The organism is Streptomyces lateritius, from assembly GCF_014649715.1.
Taxonomy (GTDB): domain Bacteria; phylum Actinomycetota; class Actinomycetes; order Streptomycetales; family Streptomycetaceae; genus Streptomyces; species Streptomyces lateritius.
The window spans coordinates 180004-206088 of the sequence record NZ_BMTO01000007.1 but is presented as its reverse complement, the minus strand read 5'-3'; the positions used below and the strand labels follow the sequence as shown (position 1 = coordinate 206088).

Below are 26085 nucleotides of genomic sequence, written 5' to 3'. Positions count from 1 at the left end.
GGGAAGACCCGGAAGGCCAACGCCGGCTGACTCGGCCTCGGACGACGGGTGCGGGGAATCCCTCGAATCCTTTCGGCGGCCCCGCGCCTCTTATGTGCGTGCCGGCCGGACGCCGGCACACGAACTGGAGGTTGCCGTGATCGTTGGAATCGCCGTCGCCTGTGGAGTGGTGCTGCTCTGCACGTGCGGTTTCGTCGTACTGCGCAAACGGGGGCGAGCACGTGGCTGAGCGGTCGTGGCCCGGTGAACAGCTGATCGGCGCCGCACAGCGAGGTGATGCCGAGGCGATCAGCGCGTTGGTGTCGGGCTCGCATCCGAACGTCGTGCGGTTCGCCCGGTCTCTCTGCGCCACTCCCGAGGACGCCGAGGACGCGGCACAGGAAGCGTTGATCATCCTGTACCGAAAGATCGGGATGCTGCGGGCGTCCGGCGCCCTGGCGTCGTGGATGTTCCGCATCGTGCGGAACGAGTGTCTGCGGCGCGCCCGTACGACCCTGCCGTCCAGTACGACGCCGGGATCCCGTACCCCGCTGCGAGAGGTCCCCGTGCCTTCGGCCGAGGACGAGGCCCTGCACCAGCTGGAAGCGGGCAGAGTGGCGGCAGCCGTCGCCTCTCTGCCCGCCGATCAGCGACGCGTGCTGATCATGCGAGACGTCCAGGGCTACAGCGGGCGGATGGTTGCCGATGCGCTGGGGCTCAGTACGGCCGCGATGAAGTCGCGTCTGCACAGGGCCCGCGCTGCCGTTCGGCACAGGGTGCGTCTCACGGCGGATTCGGCTTCTGGAGGGGATGCTGGTGGTAACGAAGGCTGAGAATCCCGATTTCGCGAGTTCGTCCCTGCCCCGTCACCTCGTCCGAGGTGCGGTGGGATTCGCGGCGCTGATCGGCTCCTTCGCGCTGATTCCCGTCCTCGGATGGCCCAGCCTGCTGTTGCTGCCGGCCGGCGCGGTGGCACTACGCGGGTGCCCGATGTGCTGGGCGATCGGACTCGTGCAGACCGCTTCGAGAGGGCGCCTGCAACGCTCGTGCGCGGAGGGGAGATGCACGCTGACAGCTGCCGGTCACGTTACTTCTGACACCGGCGAACGAAAATCTACTCTGACGAGAGTAGACATTGGACTGTGATGTGGTTATGGTTTCTCTCGTAGTCGAGATCGATCGAGCCCGGCAGAGATGAACTGCCGGGCAGTATCACACGCAGTTCGCAGAACGGTGCGGTGGTGGAGTTTCGAAGCCAGGATTGGTGCTGGACGGCGACGGGACTGACGACCGGGCCGGGGGGCCCGCAGTGATCAGGGGCCGCCACGAGCAGTCAGCAGTGCGGTGACAGGTGGTACCTCGGTAAAGGCGTCGGGCTGCGGGCGCGCGTGCCGGGAAGCTCGGCAGTGGGGTTCCAAGCCGGTTCGGACGCAGGACGGGCGACGGGGTCGGCTGCCGAGGAGTGGTTCGCAGTATTGCAAGTGGTGTTGCAGGTCCTTGGGGGCCCTGGTGTCGTACGGCACCAGGGCCCCCCGGCCGTTCCCAGAGAGGTGAGATGACAGCGGACGATTCGTTCGGCCGTCTCGAAGACGATGACTACCCCGCCTACACGATGGGCCGGGCGGCGGAGATGCTCGGCACCACGCCCGGCTTCCTCCGCGCCATCGGCGAAGCGCGGCTGATCACGCCGCTCCGCTCGGAAGGGGGACATCGTCGCTACTCGCGGTATCAGCTGCGGATCGCGGCCCGCGCCCGGGAACTCGTCGACCAGGGCACGCCCGTCGAGGCAGCCTGTCGCATCGTCATCCTCGAGGACCAGCTCGAGGAGGCTCGCCGCATCAACGCCGAACACCGCCGCGCGGGTGCCGAACCGCATCCGCCGACCGCAGCCTGATGGGCGTGCGCCGGCTGGGGGAGCCGAGGGCGCGACGCCGGACTCCGATCACGCCGGCCATGCCGGAGCCGGGAGTCACTGCTTCCGCGGTCCAGGGGTGAACGGGCCGGTCGCCTGGCCACGCAGCCATCCACGACGGCTCTCTCGCCGGCCACCGAGCCGTTCACGCAGAACCGCCCGTCCTTGTCGGCCAACAGTTCCCGGGCCGCTGGCCGGGGGCCCGCGGCGGGAACGCGTGCCCCCGGCCGCTGCCTCAGCGGCAGGCGGCTGTGTCGTCCGCCGTGCCGGGGAATGCGGCGGTCCGTGTCTGACCGAAGTTGGCCACGAACGCGTCGTACACCGAAGGCGTCGTGATCCGCAGCATCGCCTCGTCGTTGTCGCGCAGCGCCGGTCCGCTCCAGTTGTGGCTGCCGGTGAAGACCAGCTTTTCCCTCGCCCCCGCGTACATCCCGTCGATCATCAGATTCTTCGAGTGCACGATGCGGTTCGGGGTGCCGGCATCGCCGTCATGGTTGTGCTGGTAGCAGCGGGTGGTGAGCCGTGTCTGGCCGTGCAGGGCGGCCCAGGTTCCACTGTCGGTCTCGCTGTAGACGACGTCGACCGTGCATCCGGCCGCCGCGAGCGCCCGCAGCTTGTCGGCGACCGCTTGGCGGGTGATCTTCAGCATCGCCACGCGGATCGCGGTGCGGTGGGTCCCGGCGGAGTCGCTCCACGTACAGCCCACGTTGTCGAGGGCGTTGACGACGGTGTCGGTGTCGTCCGTGGTCCCGGCCCGCGGGAAGAAGTACACCTTGTAGTCGCCCGCGCCGGCATACGTGTAGTCCCAGTTGGCCCGGTCCTGTCGCGCCAGCTTGGCGAAGTAGGAGGTGTAGGCGGAGTACAGCGTGGAGTTGCCGGCGAAGCCGACGGAACTGTTCCAGAAGCGGGAGTAGTTCGACGGCGTCAGATTGGACGTCATCTGCAGCACCGCCTGCGTCACCGCACCGCCGCCGAGGCTGCTGAACAGCAGGAACTTGTTGTGGTTGATCCCGCTCGTGCTCGAGGCCAGGCACGACCGGCCCTTGGCGCACAGAGTGACGTACGAACTCTTGGTGATGTCCGTCCCGAGCGCTGCCTTGAGCGTGTTGTACGAGTCAGGGCTCCCGGCGGGGTCACTGACGCTCGTCTCGTCGAGGACGACCTGAACGTTGACCCCGCGGGCGTTTCGGGCGTTCGCCAGGTCCTGGGCGACGGCGTTGTCCCACAGGTGGTAAATCGCCATCTGGATGGTCGAACCGGTGTCAGCGGCCGCGATGAACTCGCGCACGCGGTCCTTGATGGCGTTCTGCCGTGCCGGGTCGGCGGAGGTCGGGTCGTTGAACAACGGCCCCATCGCGGGCACAGCGGCGACCTCGGCCGGCAGCACCTCCTCGGCGGTCGCACTCTGCGCGGAACCGAGCACGCCCGCCGCCAATATCAGTGCTGTCCCGGCCGCGTACACGCGTCTGCGGATGCTGGAAAGCATGAATTCCCCTCGCCGATCACTGGTTGAGCCCATGACCCTATGCCAGCAGTCGCCGCAACCACCCAACGGCCGTGGCCGGCCCCGGAGCGCGAGGCGTCGATGTGAGTCCTCCGCCGCCCCGGGCAGGGCGGTCGGCCGCCCGTCGACCCGAGGCCGGAAGTGGTCCCCTTGCGCCCGTGGACGCCTGAGGGAAACGGGTGTGCGATTGTCAGTCGCGCGTGATAGTCACTACACCCACGGGGTGAGCTGATCATCTGCTTCCCCGTTCGAACATGGCAAGGGGTGGGGACATGGCGTTGCTCCGTGACTGGGGGCTCACGCTGGGGAGGCTGGCGGGCAGACCCGCCGCTCAGGTGCAGAAGGATTCCGGTGATCCCGACGTGGGGCGCGTGCGGGCGGCCGCCGCGGCGGCGGACTGGAGCACGGTGCGGGCGGTGCTCGAAGGGCGCCCCGAGGGCGAGGACCGGACGGAACTGCTGTGGGCCGTCGGCGACACCGCCGGTGTGGAGCGATGGATCGCCGGGGTTCTCGAAGCGGAACCCGAGGCAGCGCTGCCCCGGCTCGTGGCGGGGATCCGCCACATCAGCTGGGGATGGGAGGCTCGCACGGGCGCCCGGGCGAAGGACGTCTCACGCGATCAGTTCGAGGTCTTCCACGCGCGGTTGCGCCAGGCCGAGCAGTGGCTGTACGAGGTGGCGGAGCGCGAGCCGCAGTGGACCTCGCCCTGGTACGCCCTCCAGATCACCGGCCGCGGCCTCCAGGTCGGTCAGACCGTCGCGCGACGCCGGTTCGACGCGACGGTGCGGCGCGACCGGCATCACCTGGGCGCGCACCAGCAGCAGCTGCAACAGGTCTGCGACAAATGGGGCGGGTCTCATGAGGAGATGCACGCCTTCGCCCGCGAGTCCGCCTTCGGCGCTCCGGGTGGCACGCTCCTGGGTCAACTCGTCGCGATCGCCCACATCGAGGAGTGGCTCTCCCTCGACGACGGACCGGACGCCGTCCACATGCGCCGGGCCGACGTGAAGACGTCGCTACGGGAGGCTGCCGAGCACTCGATCCGACACCCCGACTTCGTCCGCCGGGGAGCCTGGAACCAGGTCTTCAACACCTTCGCCATGGCCTTCTCACTGGCCGGGGACCGCGCGGCCGCGCGGGAGTGCTTCCAGGCCACCGATGGCCGCGTCACCGACTTCCCCTGGTACTACCTCAACGGTTCCGACCCCGCCGCGGCCTATCGGCAGCAGCGTTCGTCAACCGGGCGCTGAGCCGGGGCGTCACGAAGACCGATGCGTGGGGCTGCTGTCCCACCGTCACCTCGTCGCACTGTAGGTGTCGTCGGGCTCCGGTCCATCGCGAGCCGGGGCTTGTCTCCGCGCGAGTGTCCTGACGGAGGATCCGGCCCGACAGGAGACGCGCCCGGGCGCAGCCTCCGCCCGCCCCGCCCCGCCTCGCCTCGCCTCGCCTCGACCTCACGTCGTCGGCCCCCTTGCTCGTACTCCTTCCGTCCACTCTCCCGCCCGCGCCGCTCACGCCTCGGGCGCGCACACCGAAAGACTCCGCCAGGTGCCTCACTCCGAGACCGCTCACACCTTCCAGGTCGACTTGCGCGGTCTGGTCGACCTGCTCTCCCACCACCTCTACTCCAGCCCCCGCGTCTACCTGCGCGAGCTGCTGCAGAACGCCGCCGACGCCATCACCGCACGCCAGGCGGTCGCGCCGGGCGCCCCGGGCGTCCCGGGCGTCCCTGCCACGCCCGGCACCATCACCGTGCGCACCGGTGACACCCTCACCGTCACGGACACCGGCATCGGTCTGACCGAGGCCGACGTCCACCGGTTCCTCGCCACCATCGGCCGCAGCTCCAAGCGGACCGCCGAAGGCGCCCTCGACGGCGCGGGGTTCGAAGCAGACCGCGGTGACTTCATCGGCCAGTTCGGCATCGGTCTGCTCGCCTGCTTCGTCGTGGCCGACGAGATCACGTTGCTCAGCCGCTCCGCCGCCGACCCGTCGGCGCCCGCCGTCGAGTGGCGCGGCCACTCCGACGGCCGCTACACCATCCGTACCCTGCCCGCCTCGGCCGTGCCCGAGCCCGGTACCACCGTCCGGCTCGTCCCGCGCGCCGACAACGCCGAGTGGACGAGCCCGGAGCAGGTCGTCTCCCTGGCCCGCCACTACGGCGGCCTCCTTCGGCACGAGGTCACCGTCGTCGGACCGCGAGGCGAGCTGCACCGGGTCAACGAGACACCCCCGTGGGAGCAGCACCATCGCTCCCCACTGGCCCGCCGAGAGGCGATGACCGCGTACTGCCGCGGCCTCTTCGACTTCACTCCTCTCGACGCCATCGAGCTCGACCTCCCGGCGGCCGGTCTGCGCGGCGTCGCCTACGTCCTCCCCACAGCCGTGAGTCCCGCCCAGCGCGCCGGGCACCGGGTCCACCTCAAGGGCATGCTGCTCACCGACCAGGCCCCCGAACTGCTGCCGGACTGGGCCTTCTTCGTACGCTGCGTGGTCGACACCACCAGCCTGCGGCCCACGGCGTCGCGGGAGTCGCTGTACGAAGACGGCACCCTGTCCGCCGTACGGGACGCGCTGGGCGACCGGATACGCGACTGGCTCACTGGCCTCGCCGCAAGCGACCCGTCCCTGCTGCACCGCTTCATCGACACGCACCACCTCGCGGTCAAGGCGCTCGCCCGCTACGACGACGAGCTGCTGCGCATCGTCCTCCCGTGGCTGCCGTTCGAGACCACCGACGGCAATGTCACCCTTGAGGAGTTCGCGCGGACGCACCCGACCCTCCTGGTCACGCGCAGTGTCGAGGAGTTCCGCCAGGTCGCCCCCATCGCGGCGGCCGCCGGCCTGGGCGTCGTCAACGGCGGTTACACCTACGACCGCGACCTCGTGCTCCGGCTCCCCGAGATCCGGCCCGGCACGTCCGTCACCGACCTCGACCCCGCCACCGTCACCGCCCATCTCGACGCCGTCGACCCGACCGCCGAACTGCGCGCGGCGGCCTTCCTCGCCGTCGCACGGGAGACCATCGGCGTCCACGACTGTGACGTCGTCCTCCGCGACTTCCAGCCCGTCACCGCCCCCGCGCTCCTCCTCGACAACCGGGACGCCCGCCACGAACGGACCAGGTCGAGTCTGGCCGCCGACAGCGACGGGCTGTGGGCCGACATCCTCGGCTCCCTGCGTCACGAGACACCGCGTGCCCAGCTCGTCCTGAACCACCTCAACCCGCTGGTACGCCAGGCGATCACGATCACCGAGCGCGGCCTGGCCGTCACGACCGCAGAGGCCCTCTACGGCCAGGCCCTGCTGCTCAGCCGCCGCCCCCTCCGGGCAAGCGAGAGCGCCCTGCTCAACCGGGCCTTCATCGGCCTGCTCACCCACGCCATGCACCAACCCGGCACGGCGGCACCCGGCTCAGAGCCCCGGAAGGAAATGTAGATGCTGGACACCCCCGAGGCCGTGGTCGAGGCGCTGCGCGAGAACAACGAACGCCCCCACGGCCTGCAGCGCACCATCACCGCCGAGGAACTCGTCGAGGCCGCCGAACCCTTCGACAAGCCGGACGTCCTCGTCACGGCCCTGCTCGAGCTGATGTCGGCGTACGAGTTCACCGGCGAGCACCGCAAGTCCCCCGTCACCTTCGCCCGCCTCCTCAAGCTGTGGGACACCGCCCCCGAATCCTTCAGCCAGTGGGAGGCCCACCAGATCTTCTGGCGCTTCAAGTGGGTGACGACGTCCCTGTTGCAGGTGCCCGAGGTGCCCCTGGCCACCGTCCAGGGCTGGATCGACCAGATGCGCACCCGCTACGAGAAGGCGGACCACGGCATGCAGCCGGTGGCGGCGATGCGCTACCACGTCGCCTCCCACACCGGTGACGGCGTCGCCGACGCCTACGACCTGTGGGCCACCCGGCCCCGTACCGAACTGAGTGACTGCGAAGCATGCGAAACCCGGCACTTCGCCTGGCACCAGGTGACGTCGGGCGACGACGCCGCGGCTCTCGAGAGCTGGCGACCGGTCCTCGACGGGACCATCGGTTGCAGCGAGGAGCCGCAGATGAGCCAGGCGCGCGCCCTGCTGCCGCTGCTGCGCGCCGGTCGTGCGGACGAGGCCCGCTCCCACCACCTCACCGGCTACCGGCGGGTCCGTGGCAACACGGGCATGCAGGACGAGGTCGGTCTGCACCTGGAATTCTGCGCCCTGTCCCGCAACGAGGGGCGAGGACTGGAGATCCTGGCGGAGAACCGCCCGCTGTTCGAGGCGACCGGCGCTCCGCTGGCCCGCCTCGGCTTCCTCACCGGCGCCGAGGTGCTGCTCCACCGTCTCGTCGACGACGGACACGCCGACACCGCCGTCGCCGGCCCGCCCGGGCGGAACTGGACCGCAACCGAACTCCTCGGCCATGTCCGTTCGGAGGCGGACCGGCTCTCCACCGCCTTCGACGCGCGCAACGGCACGTCGGCCGTCGGAGACCGCCGACGGCTGCGCCTCGCCCAGCCCCCGCTGCTCGACGAGCCGCTGCCGCTCGGCCTGCGGACCTCCGTCACACACTCTTCCGTGGCCGGGAGGCGGACGGCGGTCGTCCCCACGGCCGCCGGTGCGGCCGCCGCCGTGCCGGACGTTCCCGAGGATTTCGTCTCCCTGGTACGCCAGGCACGGCGCCTGGCCGCCCAGGGGCATCCCGGCAGCAACAGGCTGTGGGCCCGTGTCGCCGAACGGTTGGCGGACGCGAACACCACCCACGACCCCCGGCTCGGCCCCGAGGACCTGCTGCACGCGGAGCTCGCCGAACACCGCGCGTACCTGCTCTCGCAGGAGGACTTCAACGCGGAGAGCATCACCGAGCTGCGGCGGGCCGAGGTGCTGTTCGAGCGGCTCGGGATGCCCTGGCACGCCCTCTCCGCCCGGACGCGCGTCTTCGCCTGGACGACCGCCCCCGACGAGAGCACGGACGGCGGTACGGACGATGGCCGGTCCCCGCAGGCGGACGAGGCACCGGACTCCCGTACCGACCGGCCCGACACGGAGGCGGTCCAGGCCGGCCTCGACGAGGCCCGGCGCGAAGTGGAGCGCCTCAAGACCGAGGCCCCTCTGACCGGCGAGGCCCCGGGGGAGGGGGAGCCCGAGTCCGAAGCCGAGAGGAAGGCGGAGCGCGTACTGGAGTACCTCGGTGTGCTCTACTCCTGCACCTTCGCCGCCTATCAGGAGGTGCTGCGGCAGCTGCCGGAGCCCACCGCCCCCGCCGTCGAGCTGTTCGAGGAACACGCCCGGACACTGCACATGGAGGCGGAGCGCCTGGCCGTCCCCCACCAGGTCGCCAACGCGCGGCAGTTCGTGGCCGACATGGCCGGCCGCCGGGGTGACATCGTGCGCGCGGAGGCGGAGCTGCGCGCGGCGCTGAAGAACGTCGAGGACTCCGGCCGGCCCTGGCGCGGATCGCGCCCGCGCGCCCTGCTGGCCCAGATCCTGCTGGCCAAGGAGGAGCCGGCGGAGGCGGTGGAACTGCTGCACCAGGCCATCGCCGACGCGGTCCGCTACGACGACACGGATTTCCAGCTGGCACCGACGTACGGGCTGCTCGGCCACGCCGCCTCGCGTCTCGGGGACCACGGCGGCGCCGTGCGGCACCTCTCGGAGGCCGCCGCGCGGTTCGACCAGGACGGTGCGTACAACGAGGCCACCGACATGCGGCTCCAGCTCGCCGATGTCCTCGCGCGCACCGGGCAGCGGGCCGATGCCGTCGCCGTACTGGAATCCGTCCTCTCCGACGAGGCCGCCTCCGCCCTCGACGAACGTCTGCTCGCCCAGGCGCGGCTGACGCTGGCGCGGGGACTGCGGGAGTTGGAGGAGTACCTGCCCGCGGCTGAGGAGTTCCTCCGGCTGGCCGACACCGTCGCCGGGTGGGAGGAGGACGACCGCGCGGTGCACACCCTGGTGGCGGCGGAAGCGGCCACCGCGCTGGCGATGGCCGACCGCTGGGACGCGGCGGGCACGGCGTACGCGCGCGCCGTCGCGTCCCACGCCGAGGCACCGAACCCGTCCTTGATCATCAACATGATGTGCGAGTTCGCGCGCCTCACCATGCTGTCCCAGGGAAGCGAAGGCCTGGACACGGCACTGGGCCACTTGGCGCAGGCCGACGAGGTCCGGGCCGCTGTGCCGGAAGGCACCGAGAACTTCGTTCCCTGGTACGAGAGCGGCACCGTGCACTACCGCCGCGCCCGCGTCCTGGCGGAGGCCGAACGCTTCCCGGAGGCACTGAGGGAGGCGGAAACCGCCATCGCCGCCCACGAACAGGGGGATGAGCACGGCGAGGTGCCGCGTGCGGAAGCCGTCCGGATCGCGGCCCTGATCGAGGGCAACGGCCTCGGCCTGTTCAAGGAGGCCGTCGTCCGTCTGACGGCGGCAGCGGCGCGCTGCAGAAAGGCGGAACTCCCCGAGGCCGCCGAAATCCTCAACGCCCTGCGGCAGGACTACCTGGCGCGGTAGCGGCGCTGTCGGCCCTCGGCCCCTGCGGGACAGCCCGTAGGCCGTGTCCGTGAAGTCCCGCCTGGCCCGCGACGCCTGGTCCGCACGCTCGCCGCGTTGCCGGGATCACCCGAGTACGCCCCGTACGAAGGGCGACCCTCCGCCTTGCGATCGCACGCACCAGACGCCGCGGGCCCTGCCCTGCGGGCAGACGGCGCTACCTTCCGGACACGGCCCAGGGGCCGGGACGCCCTGACACAACGACGCCTCTGCGGCCCGCCCGGTCGACGTGCGAAGGGCTCCCGGGCGGGCTCCACGCTCAGGATGGGCCCGCTCGCGGGTTCGCGCGCGCCGAGCCGCTGAGGGGCACCGTGCGGCGGCGTGCCGGGCCCGCCTTCTGCCGTTTGCCGTGCGGAGGGAGGACGAAGGACTGGAAGCGGGACGGTCAGGTCAGGTCATCGGGTCAGGTTCAGGCCTCCGTCGAGCACGACGACCTCGCCGGTGAGGTAGTCACTGGAGACCATCGAAGCCACCAGGTCGGCGACGTCGGCCGGCTGAGCCGGACGCCGCATGGGCGCGCTCTCGCGCCACAACTCCTGTGCCTGGCTCCAGCTTTTGGTCATGGGTGTGTCCACCAGCCCGGGAGCGACCGCGTTGACCCGCACCTCCGGCCCGAGCGCGGCCGCGAGCAGCCGCGTCACATGGTTCAGCGCGGCCTTGCTCGCCGCGTACGGCACGGAGGAGCCCTTGGGACGCACCCCGGCGTGACTGGTGATGTTCACGATGCTGCCGCCCGCGGGGGACCGGCGCAGCGCCGGAAGTGCCTCCGTGCACAGCACCCACGGCGCGATCAGATTGACTTCCAGCAGCTGCCGCCAGTCCACGGGCGTCGCCGCGGCCAAGTCGTCGTGAGGGATCGGCCAACTGATGCCGGCGTTGTTCACCAGCACGTCCAGCCGCCCGAACCGGTCGAGTGCCGCCTCGACCAGCCCGCGAGTCTCGTCCTCCACCGCCAGATCCGCCCGCAGGTACGCCCCGTCGAGCTCCGCTGCCAGAGCCTCCCCGGCCTCCGCACTGCGCCGCGAGTGCACGACGACCCGCATCCCGTCCTTCGCCAGCCTGCGCGCGACGGCCTCCCCGATCCCCGACGTGGAACCGGTGACCAGGGCGACGGGCCGATCCGCCGGTTCAGTTCGTTCAGTCCTCATGCCGGTGGATCTTGTCACGGCCCCGAGGAGAGGCATCAGCAGTGCCTCAGAGTCAGTGGGCCGCATGCACCACGTCGTGCCCCTATCCGCGTACGGGCACGCTTACCGCGCCCGGTCGGCTCGCGCACGCCCGCTCGGTGGAAGAGAGGGGAAACGGACTCGTTCGCAGCCCGCGCCTGTCACACTGAGAGCGCCCCGCCGTCTCCCCCGTCGGCGGGGCGCCCTTGTCCTCGGTGTCGCTCCGCCGGCCCGCAAACGGGCCGCGAGCCGAGGAGGAGCACCCCCGCCGAAGATGGACACGTGTTCACCTCTCCTCTTGAATGAGCCGACCTGACCAAGAGGACCGCATGTTCGAACAACGGGGACGGGCAGCTGGGTTGGAACACACACGAAGACTTTCTCTCGGCGGTGCGTCACACCGGTTGAAGAAGGACCCCCTCGCTCAGGGAACGCTTCCGCCCGCCGGGACGCAGGCAGTGCCATCCAAGAAGACCAAGAAGTTCATAGAAGGCCGAGCATGAGAAACACCTCCATAGCACTCACCACCGTCAGCGCATGCGCGCTCGCCGCAGCCCTGCTCACCGTCCCCGCCGCGGCGGCCGAGGCGGCACCGGAGCAGGCTGTCTACGGCGAACTGGCGCGCAACGGCACCTTCACCACGGACACCGCGTACTGGTGGGGGAGTTCGGGCGTCACGGTGAACTCCGTGGACGGCGCGCTGCGGGCCACGGTGGAACCGGCTCCCGCGAACCAGGTCGGTCAGTGGTATCGCGCGGTCGTGGGGCAGAACGACATCAAGCTGCGTCCAGGCGTCACGTACACCCTGTCATTCGACGCCAAGGCCTCCAGGACCACGAAGATCAAGTCGACGGTCCAGCTGGGGACCGCGCCGTACCCCACGTCCCTGGAGAACGAACTCGGCCTGACCACCACGGCCAAGCGGTTCAGCTGGACCTTCACGTCCACGCTGGATTCGAACGACGGGCACATCGACTTCCAGGTCGGCGGCCAGAACGTCAGGACGGACATCGTCCTGGACAACGTCTCGCTGACCACGTCGACGGCGCGCGAAGGCTTCCACACCGACCCCGACAGCACCGCGATGAGGTGGGTGCGGGGCACGACGGACCCCCGCGCCTCGAAGATCAAGGCGGCCATCGCCGACCACAACACCGTGAAGTGGTTCGGCAATTGGGATGCCGACGGCAACGCCGCCACCGGCATCCGGGCCGAGGTGAGCAACTATGTGGGCGCGGCGGCCGCCAAGGGGAAGCTCCCCGTGCTCGTCGCCTACAACATCCCCGGCCGTGACTGCGGCGGCGCGTCCTCGGGCGGCTCCGCCGACGCCGACCGCTACAAGGAGTGGATCGACGCCTTCGCCCAGGGCATCGAAGGCCGCCCGGCCGTCGTGATCCTGGAGCCGGACGCGGTCGCCCAGTCCTCCGACCCGGGGTGCATCTCGGGAGCGGCCCTCGAAGCGCGCTTCGACATGCTCTGGTACGCCAACCAGCACCTCAGGGCGCAGGGCGGCTTCGTCCAGACATACCTCGACGGAGGCAACGCCACCTGGACCCTCGGGCACGACCTCAGCGGCAACGGAGGCATCGGCCTGAAGCGGATGGCCTATCTGCTCAACCGCTCCGGCGTCTCGATGGCCCGCGGGGTCTCCATCGGCGTCTCGAACTTCGACTCCACGGAGATCTCCAACCAGTACGGCAGCAAACTGGCGACCCAGCTCAAGGCCGACTTCGGCGTCGACGCCCGGTGGGTCGTGGACACCGCCCGCAACGGCAACGGCGCCTACGTGACGCCCGGCGTCCCGAGCAGCGGGCACGTCGGCTTCTGCAACCCGGCAGGGCGCAAGCTGGGTGTGACCTCTCGGGCCGGCACGGGCGGCGCCGAGTACCTCCTGTGGATCAAGAACCCGGGTGACTCGGACGGCGACTCCGCCGAATGCCCGGCGGGCTCCCCGCCGGCCGGCTCCTTCTCCCCGGACCTCGCCGACGCACTCATCGACGGCCGCTGAGCACGTTCCCCGGGACCAGGGTCCTCCTCCCCTCGGAGAGGAGGGCCCCCATCCGCCGCTTCTCGCACCGCCCCCTGCACGAGCAGGTCCTGTTGCCGGGCTGCGCCCCGCACCGCCGCCCACTTCACGAGTCTCCACGGGAGAGCGTTCATGGGCAGCGGACCGATGCTGGAGTCAGCGGGTGACCGATGTTCACTGCCGACCTCACGCGTCGCGAGCGTCCGTTGCGCGAGCAGCACGGGCTTGCTTGCGAGGGCGAAGCCGACGTGGCCGTCCCTGCTGCCCGGCACGACAAGGTAAAACGTTTCCTGGCTGCGACGGATCCACCGCAGGGCCCGTCGTCGCCGACCCCGATCTCGCCGAGCTGACGAGAAATCAAGAAGACTTGGAGACCTCACCATGCGAGTCAAAGCCTTCGACCACCTGGTGCTCAACGTGACCGACGTCGACAAGGCGCTGGAGTTCTACACCGGCCCTCTCGGCCTCGCGCCCGAGCGGGTCGAGGAGTGGCGGGCCGGCAAGGTGCCCTTCCCGTCCGTGCGTATCGACGAGAGCACCGTCATCGACCTCTTCTCCCGTCCGCGAGGTGAGTCCAATGTCGACCACATCTGTCTGGTCGTCGACCCGCTCGACTGGCAGGAGGTCATCGACGGCGGGACGTTCGACGTCATCGAGGGCCCCGTCCCGCGCTGGGGCGCGCGCGGCTCGGCACAGTCGGTCTACGTCAAGGACCCGGACGGCAACACGGTCGAACTGCGCTGGTACCCGCAGGACGCCGACAGCTGAGCAGCTTGAGCAGGGTCGTGCGGGCGGACCGGCTCGAGGCTGCCGCCGCCCGCCCAGGCGCCACGGGCGCCGAGCCCAGCACGTCCTCACGTTCGTCGGCAATCGCCGGCGTCCTCATCCCCTACCAGCCTGCGCCAAAACGAGACGACCGCATATCGGTTTGCCGCCGGCCGGCCCGGTCGGATAGGAAGCTTGCATGCTCAGAGGTGACAAGGTCGGGCTCAGGGCCCGGCACGAGGACGACATACCGATCCTGCGGGCCGAGCTCTACGACGACGTGGTCAACGCGTCGCGGGCCGAAGGCGGGCCGTGGCGGCCGATCACGCCCGGATCGAAGGATCCGCGGCTCGTGGTGGACGACAAGGAGCAGGGGAGCGTCCAGTTCTCCGTGGTGGAGCTGGGCGGCGGCACCCTGGTCGGGACCGCGGTGCTGTGGGGGATCGACAACCACAATCGGTCCGCGCACATCGGCCTTGGACTGTTGCCGTCCTCCCGCGGCAAGGGCTACGGCACGGACGTGGTCGCGGTGCTGTGCCACTACGGGTTCGTCGTGCGGGGCCTGCAGCGGCTGCAGATCGAGACGCTGTCGGACAACTTCGCGATGCTTCGCTCCGCCGAGCGCAACGGCTTCGTCCGCGAGGGCGTGCTGCGCTCCTCGGCCTGGGTCATGGGCGCGTTCCTGGACGAGGTGCTCCTCGGGCTCCTTGTCAAGGACTGGAAGCCGGAATCGAAGGGCTGGTCCGCGGCCTGACGGTTCCGTGGGCAGGATGGTGATCACGTGGATGACCTCCACGGGCAGGCCGGCCCGGCGGGCCGCTGGGCGAATCGCCTCCAGGACGTGACGTCCGCCCGTTCCAGCAGGTCCATGGTCCCGGCGTTGCCACAGGACACCAGGGGCGGCGCATCGGCAGATCCCGATGCGCGCCGGCGTCCGTCACCGGCCTCGCCTTCGCCGCACAGTCTCCGCTTCGACCGCAACTTCAACCTCAGCATGGTCATGGGCATGAGCCCCGGACTCGGCTTCGGCACCGGCCCCGGACCGGGATCCGGCCTCGGTCCTGGCCGGGCGTTGCCGCGGAGGTGCCGGGCCGACCTTGCGGCCGTACCCCGAGGTGCTCTCGCGGGCGAGGGTATGGATGAGGCGGATCAGGGCGAGAGGCGCGGCGTGGCAGCTTCCCCGTTCGATGACCTCGAAGGGCACTCCGTACGCCCCGCTCGTCACGTAGAGCATCTCGGTCGCGAACTTCCAGGCGCAGTGAAGGGCAGGCGGCCGACCCCGCGCATGGTCATCGTCGAGCCACGCCCCGTGGCCACCGGAACCAGCCGCTATCGTGCTGCTGTGACCAGTTCTGTGCGACATCCGCTGCTCTTCCTGGATGTCGACGGACCACTCATCCCGTTCGGCGCGTCGCCGGAGCGGTATCGGACGTATCCGCCCGGCCCCGAAGCGCGGGAGGGCGGCTCGAATCCGCTGCTGGCGAGGATCGACCCTGAGCACGGGCCCCGGCTGGCAGCATTGCCGTGCGATCTGGTGTGGGCCACGAGCTGGATGGATGACGCGAACGAGTGTGTCGCTCCTCGAATCGGCCTGTCGCCGTTGCCCGTGGTGACGTGGCCGGAGCCGTCCGACGTCGATGAGCGGGACGAGCGGAACGGGCTGCACTGGAAGACCCGCGCTCTTGTCGGCTGGGCGGCAGGGCGTTCATTCGCCTGGGTCGACGACGAGATCACCGGCATCGATCGAACCTGGGTCTCCGCGCACCATCGAGGACATGCCCTGCTCCACCGTGTCGATCCGCGCCGGGGTCTCATGGGTCGTGACTTCGCAGCTCTCCGGGCATGGCTGCAACGGGCGGCCGGGCTCATCGGCGCCTGATCCGGATCCTGGCCCCGGTCCCGATCGGCGGTCGTCGGGCGCCTGACGCCCGTTTCCTACTCGCTGTGCACGATCTGGATCAGGTTGCCGCAGGTGTCGTCCAGCACCGCAGTGGTGATCGGGCTCATCTCCAGCGGATCCTGAGTGAAGCGCACTCCGAGTTCGCGCAGCCGGCTGTACTCCGCGTGTACGTCGTCCACGGCGATGGATCCTCATGGGATGTCTCCGATGTACGGGGCCTGAGCCATCGGGTGACGATGAACTCAAGGGCTCGGTGGGAAGCGGGTCATGGAACTTCCAGCGTCCCTGGCGCCGGGAAACGACCAGACCCGCCGATGCCACTACGGCCGGATGCGGGCTGGCCGCGTGGCGGGACAGCCCCAGCCCCGCTTGGTCACCAGCCGTGTGCCGGGCAGGATGAACGGATGACGCACGAACTGACGGGGCCGGCGCTGGACTGGCCGGACCCGGCTACAACCGGTCGGTCGCGGACGGGATTCTGATCAGGCTGCTCGCTGTCGCACCCCGTTTCCTGTGGCGGAAGGATCTGTCCTCGGCCGTGCTCGAGGTGGCAGCCGACCATCCGGCGGCGACCGGATCGGCGGCCGGCCGCGGGGGCGGAGCTCCGCGTGCCGCGTCGTGATCAGAGCTTCCCCGCGACCGTACGGATCCGGTGGCCGAGGACCCGGCCGAACTCGGCCACGAACTCCGGGCGGGGCCGGGCCGCGTTCCATATCTCGAAGCCGAGGTGGGCGAATGCGAAACGGTCGCCCTCCCACGTCCACTCGGGCAGGGGGACCATACGGTCGCACACCGGGCACGGCAGCTCGGCGGTGCCGGTCCTGTGCCAGATTTCTGCGGCCTCCGGCCAGGGCGCGGCGGTGGCCCGCGCCGAGCAGTGCGGGCAGACGGCGGAGCCGTCGGAGCCGAGGGATCCCCGGAAGACGGTGGGGTCGGTGATGACGGCCAGCCCGTCGCAGCCGCCCTCGTTCGTCCACTCTGTGACGTCGTCCCACCGCGGCCCCGGCGAGTACACCGGCCTGCCCAGCATCTCGTACCTCCGCTCGGCTCGCACGATGCCCTCGGTCACCAGCCACGTCACCACGCGCGCCCCGAGCGCCCCGGCCTCCTCGGCGGTCGCGTCGATGTCGGCGATCGTCTGGAAGCAGTCGCCCATCGGCCCTCATCCCGCCGGCGGCTACGCGCCTTCGTCGTCCCGGCCGCCACCGCGTCCGACCGCGCCTGATGGTCATTCATGGGGCGGACCCTGTCAGACGGCACTGACAGCGGCCGCGCGAGACCACGGCGGGGGCGTGGACGAACCGACGGCGTGGCGCACTTCCTCGGTGCCGGGCGCAAAACCATGGGAGCCGAAGTGGTCGCCGTGCGAGTGGGTGTGGATCAGGCCCGTGACCGGCCGGTCACCCCGGTGCTCGCGGGAGAGGGCGAGTGCGGCTGCCGCTGTCCGGGCGGAGATGAGGGGGTCGATGACGATCACACCGCGCTCACCCTCTCGCCGATCCAGGGGTGCGGAAGTCGCCGTTGCTCGTGAGGTGCCGCCTCGGCGTACGCGTCGATCACCGCTCCCGATCGGCTTGCGGGCACGAGCAGACAGGACGGCCGCGATCACGGCGTACTTACTGCCTGGTAACTCCTCCTGGCCTGGACTCTTCTTGACGTCAGGCTGCCCTCCTCGCCCGCAAGGAAGCCGATGTCCCGGTCCGCACGTTCCGCACTCCTGCTCGCCGGGCTTCTCGCTTCCGCGGGCGTCGCCCATTTCGCCGCACCGAAGCAGTTCGACGCCATCGTGCCGCGCGCCCTGCCGGGCAGCCCCCGGGCTTGGACCGCCGCCAGCGGCGCGGTCGAACTCGCCCTCGCCGCAGGTCTCGCGCTCCCGGCCACCCGCCGGGTGAGCGCCCGCGCCACGGCCCTGTTCTTCGCGGGGGTCTTCCCGGCCAACGTGAAGATGGCCTACGACTGGCGGAACCGTCCGACGGCCGCCAAGACCGTCGCCTACGCAAGGCTCCCACTCCAGATCCCGCTGATCCTCTGGGCTCGTCACGTCGGTCGCGACGAGCCGTAGAACCGGACAGCGCCGCGCCCCTGCCGGCACTCCAGGAGAACCGGAACCGTAACAGGCCCGCCACGTTCGCGTGGCGTCGACGTCGGCGCCACGCGGGAGAGAAGTATCAGCAGCACGAAGCGGCGGAAACGGCGCCTGTACGGGCGTAGTTGCGCGCCTCCCACCGGCCCAGGATCTCCGCGTGATCGACGGGTGGATGGGCGGCCGCCCACTGCTTGTCACGGCCGTTGACTGGGTCGTTGCCGAGCGGATGATCAGGAAGGACGCGACAGCGAGAAGCCCGGCCCCTGCTGCCGGCCACCGCCGGGTGCCGCGCGTCATGGCGGCGAGCGGGGAGAGCCGCGCAGTTCGGTGTCGGGCGAGGTCAGCGTCGGACGCGGGCGATCAGCAGGGCCACGTCGTCGTGGTCGCCGGGATGGCGCAGAGCGGCCAGCAGGTGGTCACAGGTGTATTCGAGGCTGCGATGCGGGCCGTCGAGGAGCGTGAGGAGTACCTGAAGGCGGGTGTCGATGTCCTCGTCGCGGGTCTCGACCAGGCCGTCGGTGTAGAGGAGCAGCTGGTCGCCCGGGTCCAGGTCGACGGCGGTGGTGCGGAAGGGGACGCCGCCGACGCCCAGCGGGGCGCCCGTAGGCAGGTCGAGGAGTTCGGGCGGGTGCCCCGGCCGCATGTGGACGGGAGGCAAATGTCCGGCGGTGGAGATACGGCACTGGGCGCTGTGGGGGTCGTAGAGGACGTAGGTGCAGGTGGCGATGGAGGGGTCCAGGCCGGCGATGATCCTGTCCAGGTTGCGCAGCACCTCCGCTGGTGCCAGGTCCAGCCCGGCCAGGGTCTGGGTGGCGGTGCGCAGCCGTCCCATGGTGGTTGCGGCGTTGATACCGCTGCCCATGACGTCGCCGACGACGAGCGCGGTCCGGTCGGCGGTCAGGGGGAGGATGTCGTACCAGTCGCCTCCCACCTCGATGGCGGCGCTGGCCGGCTGGTAGCGAGAGGCGACCTCGAGGCCGTACAGGCGGCGCGGAGGGTCGGGCAGAAGACTGCGCTGGAGGGTGAGCGCGGTGTCGCGCTGCCGTTGGTACCAGCGTGCGTTGTCGATGCACACGGCGGCCCGGGCAGCCAGCTCGCCGGCCAGGGTGGCGTCGTCGTGGGTGAACGGCAACGGGTTGCGGGCGCGTACGAGGTCGAGCGCGCCGAGGACTTCACCGCGCGCGATCAGCGGGACGGCCAGGTAGGAGTGGACGCCTGCCCGGGCCAGCAGGGCGGCGGCCCGGGGGTCGCGGGCGATGAGAGAAAGATCCGCCTCCTCCACGTGGGGGACCATGACGGGCCGACTGGTGTTCACGCACCGCGTGACCAGGCGATCGGCGTCGTAGTGGGCCAGCCGGCCGGGCGGGTCGGCGGCCCCGGCCGCTTCGGTGGGGTAGGCGGCCGCGACCGCCAGGGCCCTGAAAACCGCTGGTCCCTCGTGAGAGGCCGGAGTGCGGTGGCCGGACAGCGCGGAGTCGAGGACGTCCACGGCTGCCATGTCGGCGAGGGCGGGCACGGCGACGTCGGCCAGCTCGCGGGCGGTCTGTTCCAGGTCCAGGGTGGTGCCGATGCGCACCGAGGCGTCGGCGACGAGGGCGAGCCGGTGGCGGGCCCGGTCCGCGTCCGTGGCCGCGCGGTGCCGGTCGGTGACATCCACGACCGACGTGGCCACCCCCAGCACTTTTCCGCCAGGGGCTTCGAGGCGGTAGAAGGACACCGACCAGGCGTGCTCGGTGTCGGGGTCGGCGCGCGTGTGGCCGAGGGTGTACTGGTCCAGCAGCGGGGCGCCGGTGGTGAGGACCCGGCGCATCGCCGACTCGACACTGTCGGTGTCCAGGAACGGCAGCACGTCCCCCACGCGGCGGCCGAGATGATCCTCGGCGGGCAGGCCGTTGATCCGCTCGAGCGCCGGGTTGACCATCACGTACCGCAGATCGGTGTCCAGCACGGCCAGCCCGATCGGGGACTGGTCCACCAGCCGCACCGACAGCGCCAGGTCCCGCTCCACCCGCCGCAAAAGAGCCTGGTCGGTGGCCAGTCCCAGAGCGTAGAGATCGCCGAGGTCGTCCTCCAGCCGCATGTTGCGGAACTCGAGCAGCCGTGTCCGGCCGTCCTTGTGCCGGACGGGGAAGGTGCCCGCCCAGCTCCCCTCGCCCGCCATCACCTCGGCGAACAACCGGAGCACGAGATCGACGTGCTCGTCCGCCACCAGCAGCTGGGCGGCGTGCCGCCCGAGCGCCTCCCCGGCGCTGTAGCCGATCAGAGCCTCGGCCTGGGGACTCCAGAAAACGATCCGCCCCTCCGCATCCAGGACGATCGCCGCCACACCCAGGACGTCCAGCAACCCGCCCCGTGGCGCCCCGCTCAGCTCCGCCCGCCCCGCGTCACCCAGATCGGCCTGAAACCCGTCCGTGTCCATGGCCAGCCGCTCCTCCCACCCACCCCCACAGGGTCACGATCAGCACTCCGCGAGCAGACGAGACCGTGACATCATCGTCTCCCCCAACCATGGCTCCCGCAGCCGCTGCGCAAGCGGCAGGCCGGCTACGCCTGCGACCAGGCGGGGGAGTACGCGGCAGCAGCACGGTTCCTGCGACCCGGTCGTCATCCCCGCTCCCGTCTCGCGGAGCCCGCCTGTGGGCGCGACGTGGACAGGGAGCCGCCCTGTTCGCCGTACGCGGTGCCAGAGGGAGCCGCGCATCTCGACACCGGGTCGCTGGAGGCGCCCGAGCCCGCAGCGTTCGTGAACCACGCCGAACTTGCGATACTGACGGGTATGGATATCGAACGCAGGAACAACATCACCGTCACCGGCAATCCCGAGGGACCGACGGTGGTGCTGGCTCACGGGTTCGGTTGCGATCAGAACATGTGGCGCCTGACCGTCCCCGCCCTGGTCGAGGACTACAGGGTGGTGCTGTTCGACTACGTGGGTTCGGGCCGCTCGGACCTTTCCGCGTTCACCCGGGACCGTTATGCCTCGCTGGACGGCTACGCCCAGGACGTGGTGGAGGTGTGCGAGGCGCTCGACCTGAAAGACGCGGCGTTCGTGGGCCACTCGGTCAGCGCGATGATCGGGGTACTGGCCGCCCAGGCGGCACCGGCGCGTATCGGGGCGCTGGTCATGGTCGCTCCCTCGCCGCGGTACATCGACGACGTCGACTACCGAGGCGGTTTCAGCGCCGAGGACATCGACGAGCTGCTGCTGTCACTGGAGTCGAACTACCTCGGATGGTCCTCCGCGATGGCACCGTTGATCATGGGGAATCCGGACCGGCCCGAACTGGGCGAGGAGCTGACCAACAGCTTCTGCGCCACGGACCCGGAGATGGCCCGGGTCTTCGCCCGTACGACGTTCCTCTCGGACTCCCGCGACGACCTGAAGGCGGTCGGCGTGCCGACGCTGGTGCTGGACTGCGCCCAGGACGTCATCGCGCCCCGGGAGGTCGGCGCCTTCGTCCAGCGGGCGGTCCCCGGCTCGAAGCTGATCACGCTGGACGCCACCGGGCACTGCCCCCACCTGTCCGCGCCGGAGGCCACCAACGAGGCCCTGACCACCTTCCTTTCGGGCCTGCGGTGATGTGCCGCACCGGGCAGCAGCCCGGCCCGCCCGGCGCAGGCGGCGAAAAGACGTCGAAGGCGGCGTTCGCCGCACTGCTGGAGGACAGCGCCGAGGAACTGTACGAGAGCGCGCCGTGCGGATATCTGTCCACGCTTATGGACGGCACCATCGCGAAGATCAACGCCACTCTGCTGGGCTGGCTCGGTCTGGAGCCGGAGGCGGTGGTGGGCCGCATGCGGTTCACGGACCTGCTGACCGTGGGCGGAAAGCTGTATCACGAGACACACTTCGCGCCCCTGCTGCGGATGCAGGGCGAGGTCGGCGGCATAGCCCTGGAGATCAAACAGGCCGACGGCGGGCGGATTCCGGTGCTGGTCTCCTCCGTGATCAAGTACGCCGGTACCGGCGAGCCGCTGCTGATCCGCACCACCGTCTTCGATGCCAGGGACCGTCGCGCCTACGAGGAAGAACTCCTGCGAGGCCGCGAAGCGGCGGAGGCGGCGCGCAAGCAGGCGGAGGCGGCGCGCAAGCAGGCGGAGGCCGACCGGGCCCGGCTGCAGGACGCACTCACAGTGCTGCAGAAGTCCCTCCTCCCGGACTCCCTGCCGACGATGCCCGGAATGGAAGCCGCCGCGTACTACCACACCGCGTCCGTCGACCGGCTCGGCGGCGACTTCTACGACGTTTTCGCCATCGACGGCAAACGCTGGGCGTTCTTCCTGGGCGACGTGTGCGGCAAAGGCCCCCAGGCCGCCGCGGTCACCTCCCTGACCCGGTACACCCTGCGCGCCGCCGCCCTGCACGACCCCGACCCCGTGACCGCCCTGAACACCCTCAACAAGGTGCTCCACGAGCGTTACAGCGGCGGCGACCCGCGCTACTGCACTGCCGTCTTCGGCATCCTCGAACCCGATTCCGCGACCGGACAAGTCACCGTCCGCCTCGCCTCGGGCGGCCACCCGCCGGTCCTCGTCCTGCGTGCCGACGGCACGGCCGACTTCCTGCCCACCCCCGGCGGCATCCTCGTCGGCATCCTGCCCGACCCGTGCTTCGCCGCCGCCACGACCGTCCTCACCCCCGGCGACACCCTCCTGCTCTACACCGACGGCATCACCGAGGCCCGCACCGGCGAGGACCGCACCACGCTGTACGGGGACGACGCCCTGCGAGCCTTCGCCACCCACTACGCCGGCAAGCCCCCGCAAGCCGTCATCAAGGCCCTGACCGAGCTGCTGGACGACTTCGGCGACGGCCTTGACGACGACACCGCACTGCTCGCCCTCGGCGTCCCCGCCGAAGACCCACCGACGAAGAACACACGATGACCCCACTGAAGATCACCACCAGAGACACCACCACCGGCCCCGTCCTGGAGATCATCGGCGCCCTCGACTACCCCAGCGCCCCAGAGCTGCGCGACCTGCTCACCACGCTCACCCTCCAGCCTGGCCAACGCCTCATCCTGGACCTTGCCAGCATGGAATTCTGCGACTCCAGCGGCATCACCGCCCTGATCGCCGCCCGCAACCATGCCCAAGCCGCCAAGGCCGACATCGCGCTGGCCGCAGTCCCCGCCAACACCCTGCGCATCCTGACCATCGTCGGCCTCGACCGGGTATTCGCCCTTTACCCCGACAGCGACACCGCCGCCCGGGCCTGACATACGACGCGGGGCGCCTTGCCCTGGTGCACGATCGCCGTAGCCGTAGCGGTCTGTAACGCCCCGGCGGGGTGACGACCGCGACGTGCCAGGCCTTGACCTCGCGCCCGGCGCCGACAGGGCGCAGGACGGTGAGCGCCGGACGTCGGCGTGGCGTCCGGCCACAGGCCCGTCGGCTGCGGGCTGCCTGCATCCGGTACGGCGGGTGTGATGCGCATGCTCGCCGCCCTCGACCCGGCCGGCGGCGATATCCACCACGGCTCCGCGATCGCGAGCGGTGGCGTCGCGAGTTCCTCAGCCTGCTCACGGCACTGCGAGAGCGCCGGCCTGGGAGAAGCTGTCCGCAGACCGGCTTCGCACTACTGTCGCGAGCACGCTCCAGGCGGCGACTTGCGGCGAGGGCTCCCCCGCTCGAGTTTCCTTACGCATCGCCGTCATCGCCGTCATCGCCGCCTCGTCCGTCGGCGAACCCGCGCCGACCCGCGGCCCGGGCCTTCCGCGTTCGTTCCACCTCAGCGCACCGTGCTTTCGCGCACTGCGGATGTCGAACGCCGGGGTGAGCCTCAGCTCTTCGCCGTCCTGGCCGGCCGCGGTTGCGTAGGGGGCGACGTCCACGGTGCCCCGTCCATGCTCCGGTTGGCGATCCTGGACCGTGAAGAAGTCGTCCGAGCGAGGCTGGCCGCCATGGCCTCCCGCGATGGCTCCCGCGCGGGGTCCAAAAGCGGCAAGGTGCCGGGGTGGCCGAAGACCGTCATGCCGCCACGTCCCACATGGCGTCCTACTGGGGTCCTTTCGGCGGGCTGACCTGGGCGAGGACGAGCACGGTGTCGTCAGTAGGGGCGGCCGACAGCAAATGCGCGAGGATGTCGTCCGCAGTCTCCTCCAAAGTGCCCGTAGCCACGGCCAGTTGGGTGCGGAGGGCCCCGATGCCCTCCTCGATGTCCTTGCCACGTGCCTCGATGAGGCCGTCGGTGTAGAGGGCCAGGGTGTCGCCCTCCTGGAGCTCGATCTCGAGTGTGTCGAAGGGAAGGCCGCCGACACCGAGAGGAACCCCCAACACGTTGTCGATGACCCTCACCGTGCCGTTCGGCTCACGTACGAGAGGCGGGGGGTGGCCGGCGTTCGCGATGCGGGCTCTGCCCGTCCCGGGGTTGTAGTGGACGTAGAGGCAGGTCGCCAGCTCGATGCCTGCCTCCTGTACGCAGGCGTCGAGCTCCATGAGGAGGTCGTCGGGTTCCAGGTTCTGGCGGGCCAGCGCCTTGGTGGTGATCCGCAGCCTGCCCATCGCCGCGGCCGCCGGGACGCCGTGTCCCATGACGTCGCCGACAACGAGGGCCACCCGGCCGCCCTGCAGGTCGATCACGTCGTACCAGTCACCCCCGACCTCCGTGAGGTGGCTGCCGGGGAGGTAGCGGTGGGCGATGCGCAGAGACGGGCTGGTCGCCAGGGCGGTGGGCAGCAGCGCGCGCTGGAAGGTGAGGGCGATCTCCTGGACCTGGCTGTAGAGGCGGGCGTTGTCCAGGCACAGAGCGGCGCGTGAGGCGAGTTCGCCGGCCAGGCTGAGGTCCTGCTCGGTGAAGACCGGGCGGGCGGCGGAGCGGCCGAACATGGTGATTCCCTGGACCGTGCCCCGGGCGATGAGGGGAGCGATGAGGAGGCTGGTCAGGCCGCTGTCGATCAGCAACTGGCTGCGGGCCTGGTGGATCACGGTCCGTGTCATGAACTCCTCGTTCACCGGGACGCAGACGGGCAGGCCCGTCGACACCATGTCGTGGATCGTGGAGCCCGGCGGGTACGTCACGCGCTCCAGTCCGCCGACGAGTTCGGGAGCCGGAGGCGGCAGGCTGGTGCCGGACGCGATCCGGCGCGTGACCAGGGGCATGTCCGGGTCGAACAGCCCGGGCTCGTCCATCCACTCCACGATCTCCACGACGGAGGCGTCGGCGAACTCCGGAACAGCCGCTTCGACCAGCTCACGGGCGGTGACGTCCACGTCCAGTGTGGTGCCGATGCGGGCTGCGGCCCGGTCCAGCAGAGCCAGCCGTTGCCGCCCGGCCGCCGCTTCCACGATGGCCTGCTCGCGGTCGGTGACGTCCACGAGGAGACCACCCAATCCCGGCCGCGTATCGCCTGCCTGGCTCAAGGGGAAGAAACTCACCGAGCGCACCTGGTCCCGGTCGGGACGCCCCGGCGTGCGAAGAACGATCAGCGCGCTCACGACGGGCCGTCCCTCGGCGGCGACGGTGCGCAGCATGCGCTGATACTCGCCCCCGTCGGACGTGATCATGAAGTCTTCCATGCGGCGCCCGATGTGGTCCTCGATCGGGATCCCGTCCATGTCGGCGAGGGCCTGGTTGAGGTGCACGTAGCGCAGGTTTTCGTCGAGCATGACGAGGCCGATCGGGCACGTCTCGAAAAGCGCGTCGAGGAACGTGAGGTTGGTCTTCACGCGGTCGAGTTCGTCACCCCTGCTGGCCAGGCCGACGATGACGGAGCGGCCCTTGTGGTCCGTCACCGGGAAGACCCGGAATCCGCAGTCGAAGATCGTGCCGTCCTGGTGGAGGGCCGGCATTCTTACTCGCCAGTAGCCAAGGGTCCGACCTCGTTCCGCGAGTCGCTCTGCCGCACTGGTCCCGTCCACGGGGGCGGCGGGGAAGAGGGTCGCGGCGGGCCTGGACAGAACGTCCCCGGCCTCGTATCCGAAAAGCCGCCGCGCACCGGGCCCCCAGTAGCAGATCCGGTCCTCGTCATCCATTCCCAGCACGGCAACGGCCACGTGCTCCAGCAGGGTTCCCGGCTCCGACCAGAGCGGCCCGGGACCCTGCTCTTCCCCCGGTGGTTTCGACGACACCAGGTGCCCTTTCCGCGCGCGCACGACAGCCGAGTGCGCCACCTGCGGCGGACAGGGCTCTCACGTCCATTCTGCTCGCCGAGGTGCTTCACGGCCATGCGGCCGGCTGAGTCGGACCAGTTCGGAAGCGGCCACTGCTGTCGAGG

19 protein-coding genes and 2 pseudogenes are annotated in these 26085 nt (G+C 70.5%); 13 read left to right on the top strand and 8 right to left on the bottom strand.

The window, feature by feature from the left end:
- Positions 1-221: 221 nt before the first annotated feature.
- Complete coding sequence (locus IE136_RS16140) at positions 222-812, top strand: RNA polymerase sigma factor (RefSeq protein ID WP_158995035.1); 591 nt, start codon at positions 222-224, stop codon at positions 810-812.
- A gap of 722 nt (positions 813-1534) precedes the next feature.
- Positions 1535-1873: a helix-turn-helix domain-containing protein gene (locus IE136_RS16135; protein WP_158993316.1), complete on the top strand. Its 339-nt coding sequence runs from the start codon at positions 1535-1537 to the stop codon at positions 1871-1873.
- Positions 1874-2126: 253 nt separating this feature from the next.
- Here the strand turns inward: IE136_RS16135 and IE136_RS16130 are convergent, their stop codons facing one another.
- A complete protein-coding gene (locus tag IE136_RS16130; RefSeq protein ID WP_189600694.1) occupies positions 2127-3377 on the bottom strand; it encodes a phospholipase D-like domain-containing protein in 1251 nt (416 codons plus the stop codon).
- A gap of 290 nt (positions 3378-3667) precedes the next feature.
- Here IE136_RS16130 and IE136_RS16125 point away from each other — a divergent pair, with 290 nt between their 5' ends.
- From IE136_RS16125 to IE136_RS16115, 3 genes are all read left to right on the top strand, one after another.
- Positions 3668-4645, top strand: coding sequence for a hypothetical protein (locus IE136_RS16125; protein WP_229818885.1), 978 nt, complete (start codon positions 3668-3670; stop codon positions 4643-4645).
- A gap of 298 nt (positions 4646-4943) precedes the next feature.
- Positions 4944-6833: an HSP90 family protein gene (locus tag IE136_RS16120; protein ID WP_158993320.1), complete on the top strand. Its 1890-nt coding sequence runs from the start codon at positions 4944-4946 to the stop codon at positions 6831-6833.
- On the top strand, positions 6834-9884 hold the full coding sequence (locus IE136_RS16115) for a tetratricopeptide repeat protein (protein ID WP_189600693.1): 3051 nt from the start codon (positions 6834-6836) through the stop codon (positions 9882-9884).
- 434 nt (positions 9885-10318) lie between these two features.
- On the opposite strand, the gene IE136_RS16110 is transcribed toward IE136_RS16115, so the two are convergent.
- Positions 10319-11071: an SDR family NAD(P)-dependent oxidoreductase gene (locus IE136_RS16110; protein WP_189600692.1), complete on the bottom strand. Its 753-nt coding sequence runs from the start codon at positions 11069-11071 to the stop codon at positions 10319-10321.
- 517 nt (positions 11072-11588) lie between these two features.
- Between IE136_RS16110 and IE136_RS16105 the strand changes: the two genes are divergently transcribed.
- The 4 genes from IE136_RS16105 to IE136_RS16090 all read left to right on the top strand — a co-directional run bounded on the left by IE136_RS16105 (position 11589) and on the right by IE136_RS16090 (position 15759).
- Positions 11589-13097: a glycoside hydrolase family 6 protein gene (locus tag IE136_RS16105; protein ID WP_189600691.1), complete on the top strand. Its 1509-nt coding sequence runs from the start codon at positions 11589-11591 to the stop codon at positions 13095-13097.
- Positions 13098-13496: 399 nt separating this feature from the next.
- Positions 13497-13883, top strand: a complete 387-nt coding sequence (locus IE136_RS16100; protein ID WP_158993330.1) for a VOC family protein — start codon at positions 13497-13499, stop codon at positions 13881-13883.
- Between the two features lie 196 nt (positions 13884-14079).
- Positions 14080-14634, top strand: a complete 555-nt coding sequence (locus IE136_RS16095) for a GNAT family N-acetyltransferase (RefSeq protein ID WP_189600690.1) — start codon at positions 14080-14082, stop codon at positions 14632-14634.
- 588 nt (positions 14635-15222) lie between these two features.
- A complete protein-coding gene (locus IE136_RS16090) occupies positions 15223-15759 on the top strand; it encodes an HAD domain-containing protein (protein WP_189600689.1) in 537 nt (178 codons plus the stop codon).
- Positions 15760-15815: 56 nt separating this feature from the next.
- Here IE136_RS16090 and IE136_RS16085 read toward each other — a convergent pair.
- The 4 genes and pseudogenes from IE136_RS16085 to IE136_RS16075 form a co-directional block, all read right to left on the bottom strand.
- A pseudogene (locus IE136_RS16085) lies at positions 15816-15968 on the bottom strand (VOC family protein); the annotation flags it as partial.
- 8 nt (positions 15969-15976) lie between these two features.
- Positions 15977-16146: pseudogene (locus IE136_RS35660) on the bottom strand (transcriptional regulator); the annotation flags it as partial.
- A 256-nt stretch (positions 16147-16402) separates the two neighbouring features.
- Positions 16403-16936, bottom strand: a complete 534-nt coding sequence (locus tag IE136_RS16080) for a hypothetical protein (RefSeq protein WP_158993334.1) — start codon at positions 16934-16936, stop codon at positions 16403-16405.
- A gap of 93 nt (positions 16937-17029) precedes the next feature.
- Positions 17030-17284 carry an MBL fold metallo-hydrolase gene (locus tag IE136_RS16075; RefSeq protein ID WP_268247937.1) on the bottom strand — a complete coding sequence of 85 codons (255 nt, stop codon included), beginning with the start codon at positions 17282-17284 and terminating at the stop codon, positions 17030-17032.
- 186 nt (positions 17285-17470) lie between these two features.
- Between IE136_RS16075 and IE136_RS16070 the strand changes: the two genes are divergently transcribed.
- Positions 17471-17842 (top strand): DoxX family protein, encoded by a 372-nt coding sequence (locus IE136_RS16070; RefSeq protein ID WP_158993336.1) that lies wholly within the window; start codon positions 17471-17473, stop codon positions 17840-17842.
- A gap of 364 nt (positions 17843-18206) precedes the next feature.
- On the opposite strand, the gene IE136_RS16065 is transcribed toward IE136_RS16070, so the two are convergent.
- A complete protein-coding gene (locus tag IE136_RS16065) occupies positions 18207-20285 on the bottom strand; it encodes a SpoIIE family protein phosphatase (RefSeq protein ID WP_158993338.1) in 2079 nt (692 codons plus the stop codon).
- A gap of 357 nt (positions 20286-20642) precedes the next feature.
- Between IE136_RS16065 and IE136_RS16060 the strand changes: the two genes are divergently transcribed.
- From IE136_RS16060 to IE136_RS16050, 3 genes are read left to right on the top strand one after another with little or no spacing between them, the layout of a single operon-like run.
- Positions 20643-21446: an alpha/beta fold hydrolase gene (locus IE136_RS16060; protein WP_189600688.1), complete on the top strand. Its 804-nt coding sequence runs from the start codon at positions 20643-20645 to the stop codon at positions 21444-21446.
- Complete coding sequence (locus IE136_RS16055) at positions 21446-22753, top strand: SpoIIE family protein phosphatase (RefSeq protein ID WP_189600687.1); 1308 nt, start codon at positions 21446-21448, stop codon at positions 22751-22753. Before IE136_RS16060 ends, IE136_RS16055 begins: the two co-directional genes overlap by 1 nt.
- The gene (locus tag IE136_RS16050) at positions 22750-23088 is read left to right on the top strand and encodes an STAS domain-containing protein (protein ID WP_189600686.1); all 339 of its coding nucleotides are present in this window, start codon (positions 22750-22752) and stop codon (positions 23086-23088) included. Before IE136_RS16055 ends, IE136_RS16050 begins: the two co-directional genes overlap by 4 nt.
- A gap of 778 nt (positions 23089-23866) precedes the next feature.
- Here the strand turns inward: IE136_RS16050 and IE136_RS16045 are convergent.
- Entirely contained in the window at positions 23867-25939 is a 2073-nt protein-coding gene (locus IE136_RS16045) for a SpoIIE family protein phosphatase (protein ID WP_189600685.1), read from the bottom strand.
- Between the last annotated feature and the right edge of the window lie 146 nt (positions 25940-26085).

Bases quoted from the DNA above. Each gene is read 5' to 3' on its own strand.
- IE136_RS16135 (WP_158993316.1), top strand. From the start codon at position 1,535: ATGACAGCGGACGATTCGTTCGGCCGTCTCGAAGACGATGACTACCCC.
- IE136_RS16130 (WP_189600694.1), bottom strand. From the start codon at position 3,377: ATGCTTTCCAGCATCCGCAGACGCGTGTACGCGGCCGGGACAGCACTG.
- IE136_RS16125 (WP_229818885.1), top strand. From the start codon at position 3,668: ATGGCGTTGCTCCGTGACTGGGGGCTCACGCTGGGGAGGCTGGCGGGC.
- IE136_RS16115 (WP_189600693.1), top strand. From the start codon at position 6,834: ATGCTGGACACCCCCGAGGCCGTGGTCGAGGCGCTGCGCGAGAACAAC.
- IE136_RS16110 (WP_189600692.1), bottom strand. From the start codon at position 11,071: ATGAGGACTGAACGAACTGAACCGGCGGATCGGCCCGTCGCCCTGGTC.
- IE136_RS16105 (WP_189600691.1), top strand. From the start codon at position 11,589: ATGAGAAACACCTCCATAGCACTCACCACCGTCAGCGCATGCGCGCTC.
- IE136_RS16100 (WP_158993330.1), top strand. From the start codon at position 13,497: ATGCGAGTCAAAGCCTTCGACCACCTGGTGCTCAACGTGACCGACGTC.
- IE136_RS16095 (WP_189600690.1), top strand. From the start codon at position 14,080: ATGCTCAGAGGTGACAAGGTCGGGCTCAGGGCCCGGCACGAGGACGAC.
- IE136_RS16080 (WP_158993334.1), bottom strand. From the start codon at position 16,936: ATGGGCGACTGCTTCCAGACGATCGCCGACATCGACGCGACCGCCGAG.
- IE136_RS16070 (WP_158993336.1), top strand. From the start codon at position 17,471: ATGTCCCGGTCCGCACGTTCCGCACTCCTGCTCGCCGGGCTTCTCGCT.
- IE136_RS16065 (WP_158993338.1), bottom strand. From the start codon at position 20,285: ATGGACACGGACGGGTTTCAGGCCGATCTGGGTGACGCGGGGCGGGCG.
- IE136_RS16060 (WP_189600688.1), top strand. From the start codon at position 20,643: ATGGATATCGAACGCAGGAACAACATCACCGTCACCGGCAATCCCGAG.
- IE136_RS16055 (WP_189600687.1), top strand. From the start codon at position 21,446: ATGTGCCGCACCGGGCAGCAGCCCGGCCCGCCCGGCGCAGGCGGCGAA.
- IE136_RS16050 (WP_189600686.1), top strand. From the start codon at position 22,750: ATGACCCCACTGAAGATCACCACCAGAGACACCACCACCGGCCCCGTC.